General features: G+C 64.5%; 13 protein-coding genes and 1 tRNA gene. All 14 read left to right on the top strand.

Annotated elements, in window-relative coordinates:
• Nucleotides 1–519, top strand: a 519-nt coding sequence (locus DNX69_RS10505) for an EF-Tu/IF-2/RF-3 family GTPase (RefSeq protein WP_249776200.1), incomplete at its 5' end; no start/stop codon positions are given.
• Nucleotides 520–941: 422 nt separating this feature from the next.
• Nucleotides 942–1,017, top strand: a tRNA-Trp gene (locus tag DNX69_RS10495).
• A gap of 310 nt (nucleotides 1,018–1,327) precedes the next feature.
• Entirely contained in the window at nucleotides 1,328–1,516 is a 189-nt protein-coding gene (gene secE, locus DNX69_RS10490) for a preprotein translocase subunit SecE (protein ID WP_110785904.1), read from the top strand.
• Nucleotides 1,517–1,532: 16 nt separating this feature from the next.
• Entirely contained in the window at nucleotides 1,533–2,063 is a 531-nt protein-coding gene (nusG, locus tag DNX69_RS10485) for a transcription termination/antitermination protein NusG (protein WP_013501900.1), read from the top strand.
• Nucleotides 2,064–2,257: 194 nt separating this feature from the next.
• Entirely contained in the window at nucleotides 2,258–2,686 is a 429-nt protein-coding gene (gene rplK, locus DNX69_RS10480) for a 50S ribosomal protein L11 (RefSeq protein WP_110785903.1), read from the top strand.
• A gap of 6 nt (nucleotides 2,687–2,692) precedes the next feature.
• Nucleotides 2,693–3,382, top strand: coding sequence for a 50S ribosomal protein L1 (rplA, locus tag DNX69_RS10475; protein ID WP_110785902.1), 690 nt, complete (start codon nucleotides 2,693–2,695; stop codon nucleotides 3,380–3,382).
• Nucleotides 3,383–3,486: 104 nt separating this feature from the next.
• Nucleotides 3,487–4,437: a 2-hydroxyacid dehydrogenase gene (locus DNX69_RS10470; RefSeq protein WP_110785901.1), complete on the top strand. Its 951-nt coding sequence runs from the start codon at nucleotides 3,487–3,489 to the stop codon at nucleotides 4,435–4,437.
• Between the two features lie 143 nt (nucleotides 4,438–4,580).
• Nucleotides 4,581–5,045, top strand: coding sequence for a (2Fe-2S)-binding protein (locus DNX69_RS10465; protein WP_110785900.1), 465 nt, complete (start codon nucleotides 4,581–4,583; stop codon nucleotides 5,043–5,045).
• A gap of 2 nt (nucleotides 5,046–5,047) precedes the next feature.
• Nucleotides 5,048–7,213, top strand: a complete 2,166-nt coding sequence (locus DNX69_RS10460; RefSeq protein ID WP_110785899.1) for a xanthine dehydrogenase family protein molybdopterin-binding subunit — start codon at nucleotides 5,048–5,050, stop codon at nucleotides 7,211–7,213.
• A complete protein-coding gene (locus DNX69_RS10455; RefSeq protein WP_110785898.1) occupies nucleotides 7,210–7,860 on the top strand; it encodes an Isoquinoline 1-oxidoreductase subunit in 651 nt (216 codons plus the stop codon). Before DNX69_RS10460 ends, DNX69_RS10455 begins: the two co-directional genes overlap by 4 nt.
• 677 nt (nucleotides 7,861–8,537) lie before the next feature.
• The gene (rplJ, locus tag DNX69_RS10450; protein ID WP_013501904.1) at nucleotides 8,538–9,056 is read left to right on the top strand and encodes a 50S ribosomal protein L10; all 519 of its coding nucleotides are present in this window, start codon (nucleotides 8,538–8,540) and stop codon (nucleotides 9,054–9,056) included.
• Nucleotides 9,057–9,111: 55 nt separating this feature from the next.
• Nucleotides 9,112–9,489, top strand: a complete 378-nt coding sequence (gene rplL / locus DNX69_RS10445) for a 50S ribosomal protein L7/L12 (RefSeq protein WP_110785897.1) — start codon at nucleotides 9,112–9,114, stop codon at nucleotides 9,487–9,489.
• A gap of 547 nt (nucleotides 9,490–10,036) precedes the next feature.
• Nucleotides 10,037–14,161 carry a DNA-directed RNA polymerase subunit beta gene (rpoB, locus tag DNX69_RS10440; RefSeq protein ID WP_110785896.1) on the top strand — a complete coding sequence of 1,375 codons (4,125 nt, stop codon included), beginning with the start codon at nucleotides 10,037–10,039 and terminating at the stop codon, nucleotides 14,159–14,161.
• A 141-nt stretch (nucleotides 14,162–14,302) separates the two neighbouring features.
• Nucleotides 14,303–18,505: a DNA-directed RNA polymerase subunit beta' gene (gene rpoC, locus DNX69_RS10435; RefSeq protein ID WP_110786067.1), complete on the top strand. Its 4,203-nt coding sequence runs from the start codon at nucleotides 14,303–14,305 to the stop codon at nucleotides 18,503–18,505.
• Nucleotides 18,506–18,643 lie beyond the last annotated feature (138 nt).

Genomic DNA, 18,643 nt, shown 5'->3' with positions numbered 1-18,643 from the left:
GGCCGCGGCACCGTGGTGACCGGCCGTGTCGAACGCGGCGTGATCAAGGTCGGTGAGGAAATCGAGATCGTCGGCATCCGTCCGACGCAGAAGACCACCTGCACCGGCGTCGAAATGTTCCGCAAGCTGCTCGATCAGGGCCAGGCCGGCGACAACATCGGCGCGCTGCTGCGCGGCACCAAGCGTGAAGAAGTCGAGCGTGGCCAGGTGCTGTGCAAGCCGGGTTCGGTGAAGCCGCACACCAAGTTCAAGGCCGAGGCCTACATCCTGACCAAGGAAGAGGGCGGCCGCCACACCCCGTTCTTCACCAACTACCGTCCGCAGTTCTACTTCCGCACCACCGACGTGACCGGTGTGGTGCACCTGCCGGAAGGCACCGAGATGGTGATGCCGGGCGACAACATCGCGATGGAAGTGCACCTGATCGTGCCGATCGCGATGGAAGAAAAGCTGCGCTTCGCCATCCGCGAAGGCGGCCGCACGGTGGGCGCCGGCGTCGTCGCCGCGATCATCGAGTAACTCGATCGACGTGGTGAGCTTCGGAAAGCCGCGCAGACGCTTTGCCGTTTGCGCGGCTTTTCTTGTCGCATGGACATGGCCGGCGGCAGGCGAGGCGGCCTGTCCGGAGCTGCCGCCGTGCAAAGGCTGCGGCTGCAAGGGCGGCACCGGCTATCGGGCGCCGGACGGGCATTGTGTCGGCTTCCGCGAGCTCGACCGGGTATGCGGAGCGCCGCCGACCCGCTGTGTGTTCGAGAATGCGCCGGGAACGGGCGCCAACCGGGAATGCGCGGCGGCGCCCCGATCGCAGCGCAACTCCGGAGCCGGCCCGGACGCCGTGCCTGTGGAACCTGTCGAATAGACCAAAGCCTAACCGCGTATCCCACTTGCCAGCAGGGCATCGGCTGTGCTTCAAACGCCCCGTTCGGCGGCGACGTCGACGTAGGAGTGTAGCTCAATTGGTAGAGCACCGGTCTCCAAAACCGGGGGTCGCAGGTTCGAGCCCTGCCACTCCTGCCAGGCGCGCTCCGAAAATCTGACAGCTGCTTGAAACTGAAACGGCTTTTCTGTCTTCGGCGGGGCGCCGCGAGGGGGCCGTGCGCGTGCTGCGACAGCCGCCCGCAGCTTGACGTTTCGGCGATCTGGCCGTACAAGGCCCCACTCGCTGCCGGCCCGCTTCGACGGATTTCCGGCGCGGCTTGATTTTCCCGAAAAACAGGGCCCGGTTGACGGCTCATCCTGAAGCTGAGGGGGTCCTTGGCAAAGGTTGGGCGCAACAGGGCTGTCTGGCTTTCACCAACCCGATATCGAGACTGACCCGGATCACGCCATGGCTTTCAGCCCGTTCAAATTCCTGCAGGAAGTGCGGAGCGAGACCGCCAAGGTGACCTGGCCGACCCGCCGCGAAACCTCGATCACCACGATCATGGTGTTCGTGATGGTGGCGCTGGCTTCGATTTTCTTTTTTGCCGCCGACCAGGTGATCAGCGTGCTGATCCGCTTGGTACTCGGCGTCTAACGGCAGGCCCCGCCCTATGAGCATGCGCTGGTACATCGTCCACGCCTATTCGAACTTCGAGAAGAAGGTCGCGGAATCGATTCGCGAGCAGGCCAAGCAGCGAGGCCTGGAGGATCTGTTCGAACAGGTGCTGGTGCCGACCGAGAAGGTCACCGAGGTGCGCCGCGGCCGCAAGGTCGACGCCGAGCGCAAGTTCTTCCCCGGCTACGTGCTGGTGAAGATGAATCTGACCGACGAAGCGTTCCACCTGATCAAGAACACCCCGAAGGTCACCGGCTTCCTCGGCGCCGAGAACAAGCCGATGCCGATCTCGGAATCCGAGGCGATGCGCATTCTGCACCAGGTGCAGGAAGGCGTGGAGCGCCCGAAGGCGTCGGTGTCGTTCGAGATCGGCGAGAACGTACGTGTCGCCGACGGCCCGTTCGCGTCGTTCTCCGGCGTGGTCGAGGAAATCGACGAGGCGCGCTCGCGCGTGAAGGTCGCGGTCTCGATCTTCGGCCGCGCCACCCCGGTCGAATTGGAATTCGGTCAGGTCGAGAAGGTCTGATCGTACGAAGTCGTGGCAGGGGGACAACCCCAGCCACGGCGTCATGCCCGGATCAAGTCCGGGCATGACGGAGTAGAGTAGGGTGGAGGCTCTGCTCTGAAAGACGTGGGAGGCGTGCCGGTGATCGCCAGTCATCGGATGACGCCCCACCACGAAACCTGAAACCGCCGGTTCGCCGGCAACAGGAGAGTTAAATGGCAAAGAAAGTGACCGGATACCTGAAGTTGCAGGTGCCGGCCGGAGCGGCCAACCCGTCGCCTCCGATCGGTCCCGCGCTTGGTCAGCGCGGCCTCAACATCATGGAGTTCTGCAAGGCGTTCAACGCGCAGACCCAGAAGGAAGAGAAGAATACGCCGATTCCGGTGGTGATCACGATCTACGCCGATCGGTCGTTCACCTTCGAGATGAAGACCCCGCCGATGTCCTACTTCCTCAAGCAGGCGGCCAAGATCCAATCCGGCTCCAAGCTGCCGGGCCGCGACTTCGCCGGCAAGGTGACCTCCGCCCAGGTGCGCGAGATCGCCGAGAAGAAGATGAAGGATCTCAATTGCGACACCGTCGAGTCGGCCATGCGCATGGTCGAGGGTTCTGCCCGCTCGATGGGCCTGCAGGTCGAGGGGTAACGGATCATGGCAATCGGTAAGCGTCTGAAGAAGATCCGCGAAGGCATCGACCGCACCAAGCTGTATCCGCTCGACGAGGCGGTGAAGCTGATCAAGGAGCGTGCGATTTCGAAGTTCGACGAGACCATCGAGGTCGCGATCAACCTCGGCGTCGATCCGCGCCACGCCGACCAGATGGTCCGCGGCGTGGTCATGCTGCCGAACGGCACCGGCCGCACCGTGCGCGTCGGCGTGTTCGCGCGCGGCGCCAAGGCGGACGAAGCCAAGGCCGCGGGTGCCGACGTCGTCGGTGCGGAGGATCTGGTGGAGCAGGTTCAGGCCGGCAACATCAACTTCGACCGCTGCATCGCCACCCCGGACATGATGCCCCTGGTCGGCCGCCTCGGTAAGGTGCTCGGCCCGCGCGGCATGATGCCGAACCCGAAGATCGGCACGGTGACCATGGATGTCGCCGGCGCGGTAAAGGGTGCCAAGGGCGGTTCGGTCGAGTTCCGCGTCGAGAAGGCCGGTATCATCCAGGCCGGCGTCGGCAAGGCCTCGTTCGAGGCCGACAAGCTGGTCGAGAACATCAAGGCGCTCGCGGACGCGGTCAACAAGGCCAAGCCGAGCGGCGCCAAGGGCACCTACATTCAGCGTGTCGCGGTGTCCTCGACAATGGGCCCGGGCGTGAAGGTCGAGCCGGGCACCGTCCACTAAGTCCGTTGCCCGGACGAATGGCCATTTGAGAGAGGGCGGACGGGGCAACCCGTTCGCCCTTTTTGTTTGCTTCGAAAGAACAACAACAAACGAGAGGGGCGGAAATGGCCGACAAGGTTCTGGTGGCGTCGCGGTTCGGCAGGTCGATGCTGGGGCGGTTCGCCGAACGGTTCGAGCTGTTGGAGACTGCCGGCAAGCCGGCCGATCAGGTGTTCGGTGCCGCCGATCTTGCGGGAGTCCGCGCGCTGCTGACGATGGGCGGGCAGCCGCTCGGCCGCGCAACCCTCGACATGCTGCCCGCGCTCGGCGCCGTGATCTGCTACGGCACCGGCTATGACGGCGTCGATCTGAAAGCCGCCGCCGAGCGCGGCATCGTGGTCGGCAACAGCCCGGCGGCCAACGCCTCGGCGGTGGCGGATCTGGCAATGACGCTGCTGCTCGCGCTGATGCGGCGAGTGATCCCGGCGGACGCCTATCTGCGGGCGGGCGGCTGGTCCGGCGCCAAGCCATCGCCGCTGCTGAAGCCGCCGCGCGGACTGACCGGCGCCAAGGTCGGCGTCTACGGCATCGGCGAGATCGGCCGCAAGATCGCCGCCCGCGTTGCCGGTTTCGAGACCGAGGTCGCCTACCACAGCCGCAGCCGTCACGACGTGCCGTATCGCTACATTGGCGACCTTGGTGAGCTGGTGGACTGGTGCGACGTGCTGCTGGTCGCGGTCCGCGCCGGCCCCGACACCGAGAACATCATCGATGCCAACATGCTGAAGCGGCTCGGGCCGAACGGTGTGCTGGTCAACATCTCGCGCGGCTCGGTGATCGATCAGCCCGCGTTGATCGCGGCGCTCGCCGATGGACACATCGCGGCCGCAGGTCTCGACGTGTTCGCGCAGGAACCCTACGCGCCGGATGCGCTGGCGGAGTTTCCGAACGTGGTGCTGACGCCGCATATCGGCGGCCACACCCAGGAGGCGCACGTTGCCATGCAGGATTGCGTGATCGCCAATCTGTCGGCGTATTTCGAGGGAAGGCCGCTGCCGTATCCGGTCCAGGCATAGTGCGCAGCGAGAAGGCCCGGGGAACGCGGCAGGCTCAGTTTTGTTCCGCAGCCAAGCGGGTATTTCGCCGCAACTTGATGTGAGTTGTAGTTGCCAATTCGTCGCAGTTAGTTTCGCTCCCTGATTTCAGGGAGGGCGCGCCGATGGCGGCGTTTACACTTTCCATCAACGGGCAGGTGCATGCGGTCGACGTCGATCCCGATACGCCGCTGCTGTGGGCGATCCGTGACGGCGCCGGACTGACCGGCACCAAATACGGCTGCGGCGTCGCGCAATGTGGCGCCTGCACGGTGCACATCGACGGCCAGAGCATGCGCTCGTGCTCGCTGCCGGTGTCGGCGGTGGGGGATCGCAAGATCACCACGATCGAAGGGCTCAGCAGCAAGGAGGGCCGTGCGGTGCAGGCCGCCTGGGCGGCGATCGACGTGCCGCAATGCGGCTACTGCCAGTCCGGCCAGGTGATGAGCGCGACTGCGCTGCTGGCGCAGAACAAGGCCCCCACCGACCGGGACATCGATCTGGCGATGAACGGCAACATCTGCCGCTGCGCGACCTATGTGCGCATCCGCGCCGCAATCCATCAAGCCGCGAAATCGCTGGAGGGCTGAGCATGACCATGCACGATCGCAGCCTCACTCGTCGCAGCGTCCTCAAGGCCGGCGCGGGCCTGGTGATCGGCGCCTATGTCGCCGCCCGCACGCCGGCCTTCGCCCAGAATCAGCCGGCGCCGCAGCAGGTCAACATCGCGCCCAACACCTTCCTGATCATCAAGCCGGACTCCACCGTGACCGTGCTGTGCAAGCACATCGAGATGGGGCAGGGGCCGCTCACCGGGATGGCGACGCTGGTCGCAGAAGAGCTCGACGCCGATTGGGCGCAGATGCGCGCCGAACATGCGCCGTCGAACCCGGCGCTGTACAAGAACCTGCTGTTCGGCCTGCAGGGCACCGGCGGCTCCAGTGCGATCGCCAACTCCTATGATCAGATGCGGAAAGTCGGTGCTGCGGCCCGCGAAATGCTGGTCGCTGCAGCCGCCGAAAGCTGGGACGTGCCGGCCGGCGAGATCACGGTCGAGAATGGGATCATACGTCATCGCTCCGGCAAGGAGGGGCGGTTCGGCGAGTTCGCCGATAAGGCGATGCAGATGCCGGTGCCGGCGGATCCGAAACTGAAGGATCCATCCGAGTTCAAGCTGATCGGCAAGGATGGGGCGGTCAAGCGTCTCGACAGCGTCGAGAAGTCCAACGGCTCGGCGGTGTTCACCCTCGATATCAACGAGCCGGAGACGTTGACCGTGCTGGTCGCGCGGTCGCCGCGGTTCGGCGGCAAGGTCGCGTCGTTCGATGCGACCGAAGCCAGGAAGGTGCCTGGCGTCGTCGAAATCAAGCAGGTGCCGACTGGTGTCGCGGTGTATGCCACCGGCTTCTGGCCGGCCAAGCAGGGTCGCGACAAGCTGAAGATCAGCTGGGACGACTCCTCCGCGGAGACGCGCAGCACCGCCAATATCCTCGGCGAGTTCCGTGAGCTGTCGAAAAAGGCCGGCCGCGTCGTCAAGGCGAAGGGCGATTTCGACGCCGCAGTCGCTGATGGTGGCCAGCTCGTTGAGGCCGAGTTCGTGTTTCCATATCTGGCGCATGCGCCGATGGAGCCGCTCAACGGCTTCATTCACTGGCAGGGTGAGACCGCTTCGGCGCGGTACGGTTGCCAGTTTCCAACCCCCGATCACGGGGTGATCGCCGATGTGCTCGGCATCGGCGTCGACAAGATCAAGCTGCAGACCATCCTGGCTGGCGGCAGCTTCGGCCGCCGCGCCCAGCAATCGGCACAGGTCGCGCGCGAGCTCGCCGAGGTGGCCAAGGCGTTCGGCCCGGGTCGGCCGATCAAGCTGGTGTGGACCCGTGAGGACGACATGCGCGGCGGGTTCTATCGGCCGTTCGGCCTGCACCGGATGCGGGGGGTGGTGAAGGACGGCAAGATTGCCGCCTGGAGCGACACCATCGTCGGCCAGTCGATCATGAAGGGATCGGCGTTCGAGGCGATGATGAAAGACGGCCTCGACCCCACTCTCGTCGAAGGCTCGAACGAGCTGCCTTACGACATCGCCAATTTCAGATGCGAGGCGCATCAGGTCGAGATCGGCATTCCGGTGCTGTGGTGGCGGTCGGTCGGCCATACCCACACCGGCTATGCGGTCGAGGCGTTCGTCGATCAGTTGCTGGAAGCTGCCGGGCAGGACCCGGTCGAGGGCCGGCTGGCCATGATGCAGGACAAGCCCCGCCACGCCGGCGTGCTGCGCGCGGTGGCCGAGAAGGCCGACTGGAAGGGCGCCAAGCTGGAATCCGGGCGCGCCCGCGGGGTTGCGGTGGTCGAGAGCTTCAACACCTTCGTGGCACAGATCGTCGAAATGTCGGTCGGCGACAGCGGACCCAAGGTGCATAAGGTCTGGGTCGCGGTGGACTGCGGGGTGGCGGTCAATCCGGACATCATCCGCGCCCAGATGGAGGGCGGGGTCGGCTTCGCACTCGGCCACATCCTCTATGCCGAACAGCCGCTCGACCAGGGGCGTCCGGTCGCCGGTAATTTCGACACCTACCGGTCGCTGCGGATCGACGAAATGCCGGAGGTCGACGTCACCATCGTTCAGTCCACCGAGAAGCCGACCGGGGTCGGCGAGCCCGGCGTGCCGCCGCTTGGGCCGGCGGTCGCCAATGCAATGGCCAGGCTCGGTCTCGGCCGGCCGCGACAATTGCCGATCGTGCCGGGAGCAGGCGCATGAGCCGGATTCGTCAGACGGTTCTGGCCGGCTTCGCCGCGATGGTGACGGCGAGCCTGGTCGTGGCCGCTGCTCCGCTGCTGCTAGGAGAAGCCGACGCCGCCAGCCGCGTGGCCGACTCCACCCAGCTCCGGCCTGTTTCGGACTTCGCCAAGATCCGCGACAAGCAGAAGCGGGCGATCGCGCTGTTCGAGGAGGCCGGCAAAGTCATCACCTCGCCGCGCTGTATGAACTGCCACCCGGCCGGCGACCGGCCGACCCAGACCGACGCGATGCGGCCGCATCAGCCGCTGGTGGTCCGCGGCGAGCACGGACTCGGACCGCCCGGCGGCCTGGCCTGCACCACCTGCCATCACCAGGCGAACTTCGATTCGGCCGGCGTGCCGGGCAATCCAAAATGGGCCTTGGCGCCGCAGGAGATGGCTTGGCAGGGCAAGACGCTGGGCCAGATCTGCGTCCAGATCAAGGACCGAACCCGCAACGGTGACAAGGACATGGCCGCGCTCGTGCATCATATGGCTGAGGATGAGCTGGTCGGCTGGGGCTGGCATCCGGGCGAGGGGCGCACCCCGGCGCCCGGAACTCAGAAACAGTTCGGTGCGCTGATCAAGGCGTGGGCGGAGGCCGGCGCTGCCTGCCCGAAGGGCTGAGCAGTCGCGCCAGTTTTGACCCCGGAAGGCTTGCGCGCGCCGGCCCGATCCGGCAGGATTCCCGAAGTCGCTGCCGCTGCGCGCGCCCCGTGCTGGGCGCTATGCCAAAATCGTGCCGGTCGGCGAAGTTTGCTCTTGGCAAGCGCATTAAGACTCGCTAAACACCCCGCTCCGGGCGTGCCGGCTGTGGCTGGCGCGCTCGTGCGCGCATTCCAATGACCTTGTCGATAGGAGACTGTTCCTTCAACTCATCCACCCGGATCGCTGAAGGACACAGAGCACTGTCGCCCGATCGGAATGCGAGCAGGGATCGGAAAGCACGATTGGCCGGCTTGCCGGACTGTCTGCAAGACGATCTTGGTCCTGTCCGAGACTGCAGGCGCCGAAGCGGAAGCGATCGTTTCCTCAGAGGCTTAATTATACGGCCTGCATAGACGGGTGAAGACCGGATTTTGTGTCCCAACGCTACGGGCGTCGGGATGCGGATAGGGTTCGAACCTCGACACCCCGTTCGGGCGAAGGCGATAGCCGCAGCCGGTTCGGGAGGGCAGGCAATTCACGATCGTCTCGCCCTACGTGTCCTTGGAGGCTTGTGCCTCGGGGTCGGGTTGGAGCGGGACGGTGGGTGTAACCCGGTGGTCCTGCTCGCAGAGACCGCCAACCGGAGAGAGCTTGCTGTGGAAAGAGCGGCAAAAAAAGAGGCGGTCGAATCGCTGAACGGTCTGTTCCAGACCACCAGCGTCGCGATCGTCGCTCACTATTCCGGCCTCACCGTTGCCCAGATGCAGAAGCTGCGTCAGCAGATGAAGCAGGCGGGCGCCTCGGTGAAGGTCTCGAAGAACCGTCTCGCCAAAATTGCTCTTGAAGGCACCGACGTCGCAGCCATCGGCTCCCTGCTGAAGGGGCCGACTGTGATCGCTACATCCAGCGATCCGGTCGCGGCGCCGAAAGTTGCCGTCGAATTCGCCAAGGCGAACGAGAAGTTCGTCATTCTCGGCGGTTCGATGGGCAAAACCGTCCTGAACGTCGATGGTGTGAAGGCCCTGGCCTCGCTGCCGTCGCTCGATGAACTGCGCGCCAAGCTGGTCGGCCTCGTCCAGGCCCCGGCGACCAAGATCGCGCAGGTCACCACTGCTCCGGCTGCCAAGCTGGCTCGCGTGGTTCAGGCCTATGCCTCCAAAAGCGAAGCGGCCTGACGCTTCACTCCCAATCAACCCTGGTTCGAACTGATACCCGTAAGGAACTGATTCAATGGCTGATCTGCAGAAGATTGTTGACGACCTGTCGAGCCTCACCGTGCTCGAAGCCGCCGAGCTCGCCAAGATGCTCGAAGAGAAGTGGGGCGTCTCGGCCGCTGCGGCCGTTGCTGTTGCCGCTGCTCCGGGCGCCGGTGGCGCCGCTGCTCCGGCGGAAGAGAAGACCGACTTCACTGTTGTCCTGGCCGCGGCTGGCGACAAGAAGATCGAGGTGATCAAGGAAGTCCGCGCCATCACCGGCCTGGGCCTCAAGGAAGCCAAGGATCTGGTCGAAGGCGCTCCGAAGCCGCTCAAGGAAGGCGTCAACAAGGAAGAAGCCGACAAGATCAAGGCCCAGCTCGAGAAGGCTGGCGCCAAGGTCGAACTCAAGTAACTGCAGGTTACTTGGGTTCCGTCCCGGGCGCGCATCGCGGGACCCGGGACCTGCCTCCCGCAAGAACGTGGATGGCCGGGACAAGCCCGGCCATGACGGTCTGAAGGGCGGACGACCATCAGCGGTTGGGGCCGGTTCGCCGGCCCCGGTCGCGGCGGCAGGGAGCGGAGGATCTGCTGTTCCCCGAAGCCGTCACAGGAATGTGTGGAAAAGCGGGGGTACAACCCCTCGAATCTCCACATTGCCGTCCCATATTGGTTCGGCAGCACGAAAGCGCAGGCGCGATGGGCGTGGTAACGTGTCCGCGCAGCCTTTAGGAGAATCGGCAATTTCGGGCTTTTTCGGTCTGTGACGACGAGGTTTTCGACGGGCGGGTGCGGCAGCGCCCCGCGCGTTATTTTGCGTTCGGAATTAGTGCTGAGCCGACTTAGGATTTAGTTCCTGAAATCTGGCTCCTGAATTTCGGATGTTCGGTATTCAACCCGGGGGCGAGGCGGCTCGCGCTCCGGACGGTTCGCCCAACCGGGCGACGAAACGAGAGGCCACGATGGCGCAGCAGACGTTCACCGGTCGCAAACGCGTTCGCAAGTTTTTCGGTCACATCCGGGAAGTCGCGGAGATGCCGAACCTCATCGAGGTTCAGAAGGCGTCCTACGACCAGTTCCTGATGGTCGCCGAGCCGCCCGGCGGGCGGCCGGACGAGGGCTTGCAGGCGGTGTTCCGGTCGGTCTTCCCGATCTCGGACTTCTCCAACGCCTCGATGCTCGAATTCGTTCGTTACGAGTTCGAACCGCCGAAGTACGACGTCGACGAGTGCCGCCAGCGCGGCATGACCTATGCTGCGCCGCTGAAGGTGACGCTGCGCCTGATCGTGTTCGATATCGATGAGGAAACCGGCGCCCGCTCCGTGAAGGACATCAAGGAGCAGGATGTCTACATGGGCGACATCCCGCTGATGACGATGAACGGTACCTTCATCGTCAACGGCACCGAGCGCGTCATCGTCTCCCAGATGCACCGGTCGCCGGGCGTGTTCTTCGACCACGACAAGGGCAAGACCCACTCGTCGGGCAAGCTGCTGTTCGCCGCCCGCATCATCCCGTATCGCGGATCCTGGCTCGACATCGAGTTCGACGCCAAGGACATCGTTTATGCGCGTATTGACCGTCGCCGCAAGCTGCCGGTGACGTCGCTGATGTTCGCCCTCGGCCTCGACGGCGAAGAGATCCTGTCGACGTTCTACAACAAGATCCTCTACAAGCGGACCAAGGAAGGCTGGCGCGTTCCGTTCGACGTCAATCGCTTCCGTGGCTACTCGACCGTCAACGACCTGATCGACGCCGACACCGGCAAGGTGGTGCTCGAGGCCGGCAAGAAGCTGACCGTGCGTGCCGCCCGCCAGCTCCAGGAGAAGGGCCTCAAGGCGCTGCGGATGTCCGACGAGGAGCTCGTCGGCAACTATCTGGCCGAGGATCTGGTCAACCCGAAGACGGGCGAGATCTATGCGGAAGCCGGTGAGGAGATCACCGACAAGACGCTGAAGATGCTCAACGAGGAGGGCTACAAGGAGCTTCCTCTGCTCGACATCGACCACGTCAATGTCGGCCCCTACATCCGCAACACGTTGAACGCCGACAAGAACATGACGCGTGAAGACGCGCTGTTCGACATCTACCGGGTGATGCGTCCGGGCGAGCCGCCGACGCTGGAATCCGCGCAGAACATGTTCCAGTCGCTGTTCTTCGACGCCGAGCGCTACGACCTGTCGGCGGTCGGCCGCGTCAAGATGAACATGCGCCTCGACCTCGATGCGCCGGACACCCATCGCACGCTGCGCAAGGAAGACATCCTGGCGGTGATCAAGACCCTGGTCGGCCTGCGGGACGGCAAGGGCGAGATCGACGATATCGACCATCTCGGCAACCGTCGTGTGCGTTCGGTCGGCGAGCTGATGGAAAATCAGTATCGCATCGGCCTGCTGCGCATGGAGCGCGCCATCAAGGAACGCATGTCGAGCGTCGACATCGACACCGTGATGCCGCAGGACCTGATCAACGCCAAGCCGGCGGCTGCCGCGGTGCGCGAGTTCTTCGGTAGCTCGCAGCTGTCGCAGTTCATGGACCAGACCAACCCGCTGTCGGAGATCACCCACAAGCGGCGCCTGTCGGCGCTCGGCCCGGGCGGTCTGACCCGCGAGCGCGCCGGCTTCGAAGTCCGCGACGTGCATCCGACCCATTACGGCCGTATCTGCCCGATCGAGACGCCGGAAGGTCCGAACATCGGTCTGATCAACTCGCTGGCGACCTTCGCCCGCGTCAACAAATACGGCTTCGTCGAGACTCCGTACCGCAAGGTCAAGGAAGGCTGCGTCACCGACGAGGTGGTGTATCTGTCGGCGATGGAAGAGGGCCGCTACGCGGTCGCGCAGGCCAACGTGGCGCTCGACGCCAAGGGCCGCTTCACCGACGATCTGGTGGTCTGCCGCGCCGGCGGCACCCGCGACGTCGTTCCGATGCCGGCCGACCAGGTCGACTACATGGACGTGTCGCCGAAGCAGCTGGTTTCGGTCGCCGCGGCGCTGATCCCGTTCCTCGAGAACGACGACGCCAACCGCGCGCTGATGGGCTCGAACATGCAGCGCCAGGCGGTGCCGCTGGTTCGCGCCGAGGCGCCGTTTGTCGGCACCGGCATGGAAGGCGTGGTCGCCCGTGACTCGGGCGCGGCGATCGCCGCGCGCCGCACCGGCGTGATCGACCAGATCGACGCCACCCGCGTCGTGATCCGCGCCACCGAGGACCTCGATCCGACCAAGTCGGGCGTCGATATCTACCGGCTGATGAAGTACCAGCGCTCCAACCAGTCGACCTGCATCAACCAGCGTCCGCTGGTGAAGGTCGGCGACCACGTCAAGAAGGGCGACATCATCGCCGACGGTCCGTCGACCGATCTCGGTGAGCTCGCGCTCGGCCGCAACGTGCTGGTCGCGTTCATGCCGTGGAACGGCTACAACTTCGAAGACTCGATCCTGCTCTCCGAGCGGATCGTGAAGGAAGACGTCTTCACCTCGATCCACATCGAGGAATTCGAGGTGATGGCCCGCGACACCAAGCTCGGTCCCGAGGAAATCACCCGCGACATTCCGAACGTCTCGGAAGAAGCGCTGAAGAACCTCGACGAAGCCGGCATCGTCTACATCGGCGCCGAAGTTCGCGCCGGCGACATCCTGGTCGGCAAGATCACGCCAAAGGGCGAAAGCCCGATGACGCCGGAAGAAAAGCTGCTGCGCGCCATCTTCGGTGAGAAGGCCTCGGACGTTCGCGACACCTCGCTGCGGGTCCCGCCGGGCGTGCAGGGCACCATCGTCGAAGTCCGCGTATTCAACCGCCACGGCGTCGACAAAGACGAACGTGCGCTGGCGATCGAGCGGGAAGAGATCGAGCGCCTCGCCAAGGACCGCGACGACGAGCAGGCGATTCTCGACCGTAACGTCTACGGCCGTCTCGCCGACCTGCTCGACGGCCGCCAGGGCATCGCCGGTCCGAAGGGCTTCAAGAAGGACACCAAGATCACCCGCGCGGAGCTCGAAGAGTATCCGAAGTCGCAGTGGTGGCTGTTCGCGGCGCCGAACGACAAGCTGATGGCCGAAATCGAGGCCATGCGGAAGCAGTACGACGAGTCGAAGAAGGGCCTCGAACAGCGCTTCCTCGACAAGGTCGAGAAGCTGCAGCGCGGCGACGAATTGCCGCCCGGCGTGATGAAGATGGTCAAGGTCTTCGTCGCGGTGAAGCGCAAGATCCAGCCGGGCGACAAGATGGCCGGCCGCCACGGCAACAAGGGCGTTGTGTCGAAGATCGTGCCGATCGAGGACATGCCGTTCCTGGAGGACGGTACCCACGCCGACATCGTGCTGAACCCGCTCGGCGTGCCGAGCCGCATGAACGTCGGTCAGATCCTCGAGACGCATCTCGGCTGGGCGTGCGCCGGTCTCGGCAAGCGCATCGGCGAGACCATCGACAGCTACTACCAGAGCCAGGACCTCACGCCGCTGCGCGAGACCCTGCGCAAGATCTACGGCGAGCACGAGACCATCAAGTCGCTCGACGACGGCGAACTGCTCGAGCTCGGCCGCAATCTCAGCCACGGCGTGCCGATCGCGACCCCGGTGTTCGACGGCGCCAAGGAGGCCGACATCGAAGAGATGTTGAAGCTCGCGGGCTTCGACGCTTCGGGTCAGTCGACCGTGTACGACGGCCGCACCGGCGATCAGTTCGATCGTCGCGTCACCGTCGGCTACATCTACATGCTGAAGCTGCATCACCTCGTGGACGACAAGATCCACGCCCGGTCGATCGGTCCGTACTCGCTCGTCACCCAGCAGCCGCTGGGCGGTAAGGCGCAGTTCGGCGGTCAGCGCTTCGGCGAAATGGAGGTGTGGGCACTCGAAGCCTACGGCGCGGCCTATACGCTACAGGAAATGCTGACGGTGAAGTCGGACGACGTCGCCGGCCGCACCAAGGTGTACGAGGCGATCGTGCGTGGCGACGACACGTTCGAGGCCGGTATTCCGGAATCGTTCAACGTGCTCGTCAAGGAAATGCGCTCGCTCGGCCTCAACGTCGACTTGCACAATTCCAAGTTGGCGGCGCCGCCTCCGGCCGAAGCGGCCGAGTAACTCAATGCGTCGACCCCGGCGGCGCGCGCTTTGCGCCGGCCGCCGGGTGTCTCTGCCGCGCCAGCGCGACGCGCGCGGCGGGGAATGCCTCTGGAATTCCGATTTTGCGGCTGGTGACGACCGGCACGCGAGGAGATGGCGATGAACCAGGAAATTATGAATCTCTTCAACCCGACGACGCCGGCTCAGGTCTTCGACCAGATCCGGATCTCGATCGCGTCGCCGGAGAAGATTCTGTCGTGGTCGTACGGCGAGATCAAGAAGCCGGAAACGATCAACTACCGTACCTTCAAGCCCGAGCGCGACGGCCTGTTCTGCGCCCGCATCTTCGGGCCGATCAAGGACTACGAGTGCTTGTGCGGCAAGTACAAGCGGATGAAGTACAAGGGCATCATCTGCGAGAAGTGCTCGGTCGAAGTCACGCTCAGCCGCGTCCGTCGCGAGCGCATGGGCCACATCGAGCTTGCCGCGCCGGTCGCTCACATCTGGTTCCTGAAGTCCTTGCCGTCGCGCATCGGGCAGCTGCTCGACATGACGTTGAAGGACCTCGAGCGGATCCTGTACTTCGAGTACTACGTGGTGCTGGAGCCGGGTCTCACCGACCTCAAGGAGCGTCAGCTCCTGAGCGAGGAAGAGTACCTGCGCGCCCAGGATCAGTACGGCCAGGATTCGTTCACCGCGATGATCGGCGCCGAGGCGATCCGCGAGCTGCTGAAGGGCCTCGAACTCGAAAAGATCGACGCGCAGCTGCGCGCCGAGATGGCCGAGACCGATTCCGACATCAAGCACAAGAAGCTCGCCAAGCGGCTGAAGATCGTCGAAGCGTTCCGCTATTCCGGCAATAAGCCGGAGTGGATGATCCTCACGGTCGTGCCGGTGATCCCGCCGGATCTGCGCCCGCTGGTGCCGCTCGACGGCGGCCGGTTCGCGACCTCGGACCTCAACGACCTGTATCGCCGCGTCATCAACCGTAACAACCGCTTGAAGCGGCTGATGGAGCTGCGCGCGCCGGACATCATCATCCGCAACGAAAAGCGCATGCTGCAGGAAGCTGTGGACGCGCTGTTCGACAACGGTCGCCGCGGCCGCGTCATCACCGGCGCCAACAAGCGTCCGCTGAAGTCGCTCGCCGACATGCTGAAGGGCAAGCAGGGCCGCTTCCGTCAGAACCTGCTCGGCAAGCGCGTCGACTATTCGGGCCGTTCTGTCATCGTCGTCGGTCCGGAGCTGAAGCTGCACCAGTGCGGCCTGCCGAAGAAGATGGCGCTCGAACTGTTCAAGCCGTTCATCTACTCGCGGCTCGACGCCAAGGGTCTGTCGACCACCGTCAAGCAGGCCAAGAAGCTGGTCGAGAAGGAGCGGCCGGAGGTTTGGGACATCCTCGACGAGGTGATCCGCGAACATCCGGTGCTGCTGAACCGCGCTCCGACGCTGCATCGTCTCGGCATTCAGGCGTTCGAGCCGGTGCTGATCGAAGGCAAGGCGATCCAGCTGCATCCGCTGGTGTGTTCGGCGTTCAACGCCGACTTCGACGGCGACCAGATGGCCGTGCACGTTCCGCTGTCGCTCGAAGCGCAGCTGGAAGCGCGCGTGCTGATGATGTCGACCAACAACATCCTGCATCCGGCGAACGGCCAGCCGATCATCGTGCCGTCGCAGGACATCGTGCTCGGCCTGTACTACCTGTCGATCATGCGGGAAGGCCTGCCGGGCGAGGGCAAGGTGTTCGGCGATCTCTCCGAGCTCGAGCATGCGCTGTACTCGAAGGTCATCCACCTCCACACCAAGATCAAGTATCGCTGGCACTGGGTGAACGAGGAGGGCCAGGAGACGGTTCGTCTGCTGGAGACCACCGCCGGTCGCATCCTGCTTGGTCAGGTGCTGCCGAAGTCGCCGAAGCTGCCGTTCGAGGTCATCAACAAGCTGATGACCAAGCGCGAGATCTCCGGCGTCATCGACCAAGTGTATCGTCACTGCGGTCAGAAGGAGACGGTGATCTTCTGCGACCGGATCATGGCGCTCGGCTTCTTCAACGCGTTCAAGGCCGGTATCTCGTTCGGCAAGGACGACATGGTCGTGCCGGGCTCGAAGTGGAAGATCGTCGACACCACCCGGACGCTCGCGAAGGACTTCGAGCAGCAGTACAACGACGGCCTGATCACTCACGGCGAGAAGTACAACAAGGTGGTCGACGCCTGGTCGAAGGCTACCGAAGAAATCGCCAAGGAGATGATGAAGGAGATCTCCGCGGTTCGGAAGGCGCCGGACGGCTCCGAACAGCAGGTCAACTCGATCTACATGATGGCCCACTCCGGTGCGCGTGGTTCGCCCGAGCAGATGCGTCAGCTCGCCGGTATGCGCGGTCTGATGGCCAAGCCGTCGGGTGAGATCATCGAGACGCCGATCATTTCCAACTTCAAGGAAGGTCTGTCGGTTCTCGAGTACTTCAACTCGACCCACGGCGCCCGTAAGGGGCTCGCCGATACCGCGCTGAAGACGGCGAACTCGGGCTACCTGACCCGCCGTCTGGTCGACGTGGCGCAGGACTGCATCATTACGCAGGCCGACTGCGGCACCTCGCTCGGGATCAAGATGCGGGCGATCGTCGACGCCGGTACCGTGGTCGCTTCGCTGGGCAGCCGTATCCTTGGCCGCACCGCGGGCGAGGACGTGCGCGACCCGGCCACCAACGAGATTATCGTCAAGCGCGGTGATCTGATGGAGGAGCGGGACGTCGAGGCGATCCATCAGGCCGGCGTGCAGGAAGTGAAGATCCGCTCGGCGCTGACCTGCGAGCTGATCAACGGCATCTGCGGCAAGTGCTACGGGCGCGATCTCGCCCGCGGTACTCCGGTCAACCACGGCGAAGCCGTCGGCGTCATCGCGGCGCAGTCGATCGGCGAGCCGGGCACCCAGCTGACGATGCGTACCTTCCACATCGGCGGCGCGGCGCAGATCAACGAGCAGTCGGTGATCGAGTCGAACTTCGACGGCAAGATCGTGATCAAGAACCGCGCCATCGCCCGCAACGGCGAAGGCCACAATGTTGCGATGGTCCGCAACATGGTGATCGCGATCGTCGATCCGGACGGCACCGAGCGTGCGACCCATCGCATCCAGTACGGCGCGCGCGTGCACGTCGACGAGGGCGATATGGTCAAGCGCGGCCAGCGCATCGCCGAGTGGGATCCGTACACCCGTCCGATCCTCACTGAGGTCGAAGGGACCATCGACTTCGAGGATCTGATCGAGGATCAGTCGATCTCCGAAACGCTCGACGAGTCGACCGGTATCGCCAAGCGTATCGTCATCGACTGGCGTTCGACCCGCGGCGGCGCGGACCTGCGTCCGGCGATCGTGATCAAGGGCAAGGACGGCAAGGTGCTGAAGCTGGCGCGTGGCGGCGACGCCCGCTACATGCTGTCGGTCGACGCCATTCTGTCGGTCGACGTCGGTGCCCAGGTCAAGCCGGGCGACATCCTCGCGCGTATCTCGACCGAGAGCGCCAAGACCCGCGACATCACCGGCGGTCTGCCGCGGGTGGCGGAGCTGTTCGAAGCGCGGCGGCCGAAGGATGCGGCGATCATCGCCGAGATCGCCGGCACCATTCGGTTCGGTCGCGACTACAAGAACAAGCGCCGGCTCTCGATCGAGCCGCTCGACAAGAACGAGGAAGCGCGCGAGTACCTGATCCCGAAGGGCAAGCACATCCACTTGCAGGACGGCGACGTCGTCGAAAAGGGCGACTTCATCGTCGAGGGCAATCCGGCGCCGCACGACATCCTGGCGATCAAGGGCATCGAGGAACTCGCGGCCTATCTCGTCAACGAAATCCAGGAGGTCTATCGACTCCAGGGCGTGTTGATCAACGACAAGCACATCGAGGTGATCGTTCGCCAGATGCTGCAGAAGATCGAGGTCACCGACCAGGGCGAGACCGACATGATTTCGGGCGAGCAGGTCGACAAGATCGAGTTCAACGCGCTCAACGCCAAGGCGCTCGAGGAGGGCAAGAAGCCGGCAACCGGCAACCCTGTTCTGCTGGGCATCACCAAGGCCAGCTTGCAGACCCGCTCGTTCTTCTCGGCGGCATCGTTCCAGGAGACCACCCGGGTGCTCACCGAAGCCGCGGTCAACGGCAAGGTCGATCCGCTGGAAGGCCTCAAGGAGAACGTCATCGTCGGCCGGCTGATCCCGGCGGGCACCGGCGCCTCGATGGCCAAGATCCGCGAAGTTGCGGTGAAGCGCGACCGGCTGATCCTCGACGAGCGCGAGAAGCAGGCGGCGATCGTTCCGGCCGCTGCGCCGGAAGCCGAGCCGCTGTCTCTGCCGCCGGCGGAATAACCGCCGCGGCGCGGATACAAATCCAAAGGCCGGGAGCAATCCCGGCCTTTCTGTTTTTGGCGAACGCGCGTCTTGTTTTCATCGCGTATTTGAATGAGCCTATACTGCCGCGTGGCGCGGGCTGCCGGTTAGCTCTGC

The organism is Rhodopseudomonas palustris (assembly GCF_003226555.1).
In the GTDB taxonomy this organism is placed as follows: domain Bacteria; phylum Pseudomonadota; class Alphaproteobacteria; order Rhizobiales; family Xanthobacteraceae; genus Rhodopseudomonas; species Rhodopseudomonas palustris_I.
This window is presented reverse-complemented; position numbering and strand designations above follow the sequence as displayed.

Coding starts and splice junctions, on each gene's coding strand:
- secE (WP_110785904.1), top strand. CDS start 1,328: ATGGCTTTCAGCCCGTTCAAATTCCTGCAGGAAGTGCGGAGCGAGACC.
- nusG (WP_013501900.1), top strand. CDS start 1,533: ATGAGCATGCGCTGGTACATCGTCCACGCCTATTCGAACTTCGAGAAG.
- rplK (WP_110785903.1), top strand. CDS start 2,258: ATGGCAAAGAAAGTGACCGGATACCTGAAGTTGCAGGTGCCGGCCGGA.
- rplA (WP_110785902.1), top strand. CDS start 2,693: ATGGCAATCGGTAAGCGTCTGAAGAAGATCCGCGAAGGCATCGACCGC.
- DNX69_RS10470 (WP_110785901.1), top strand. CDS start 3,487: ATGGCCGACAAGGTTCTGGTGGCGTCGCGGTTCGGCAGGTCGATGCTG.
- DNX69_RS10465 (WP_110785900.1), top strand. CDS start 4,581: ATGGCGGCGTTTACACTTTCCATCAACGGGCAGGTGCATGCGGTCGAC.
- DNX69_RS10460 (WP_110785899.1), top strand. CDS start 5,048: ATGACCATGCACGATCGCAGCCTCACTCGTCGCAGCGTCCTCAAGGCC.
- DNX69_RS10455 (WP_110785898.1), top strand. CDS start 7,210: ATGAGCCGGATTCGTCAGACGGTTCTGGCCGGCTTCGCCGCGATGGTG.
- rplL (WP_110785897.1), top strand. CDS start 9,112: ATGGCTGATCTGCAGAAGATTGTTGACGACCTGTCGAGCCTCACCGTG.
- rpoB (WP_110785896.1), top strand. CDS start 10,037: ATGGCGCAGCAGACGTTCACCGGTCGCAAACGCGTTCGCAAGTTTTTC.
- rpoC (WP_110786067.1), top strand. CDS start 14,303: ATGAACCAGGAAATTATGAATCTCTTCAACCCGACGACGCCGGCTCAG.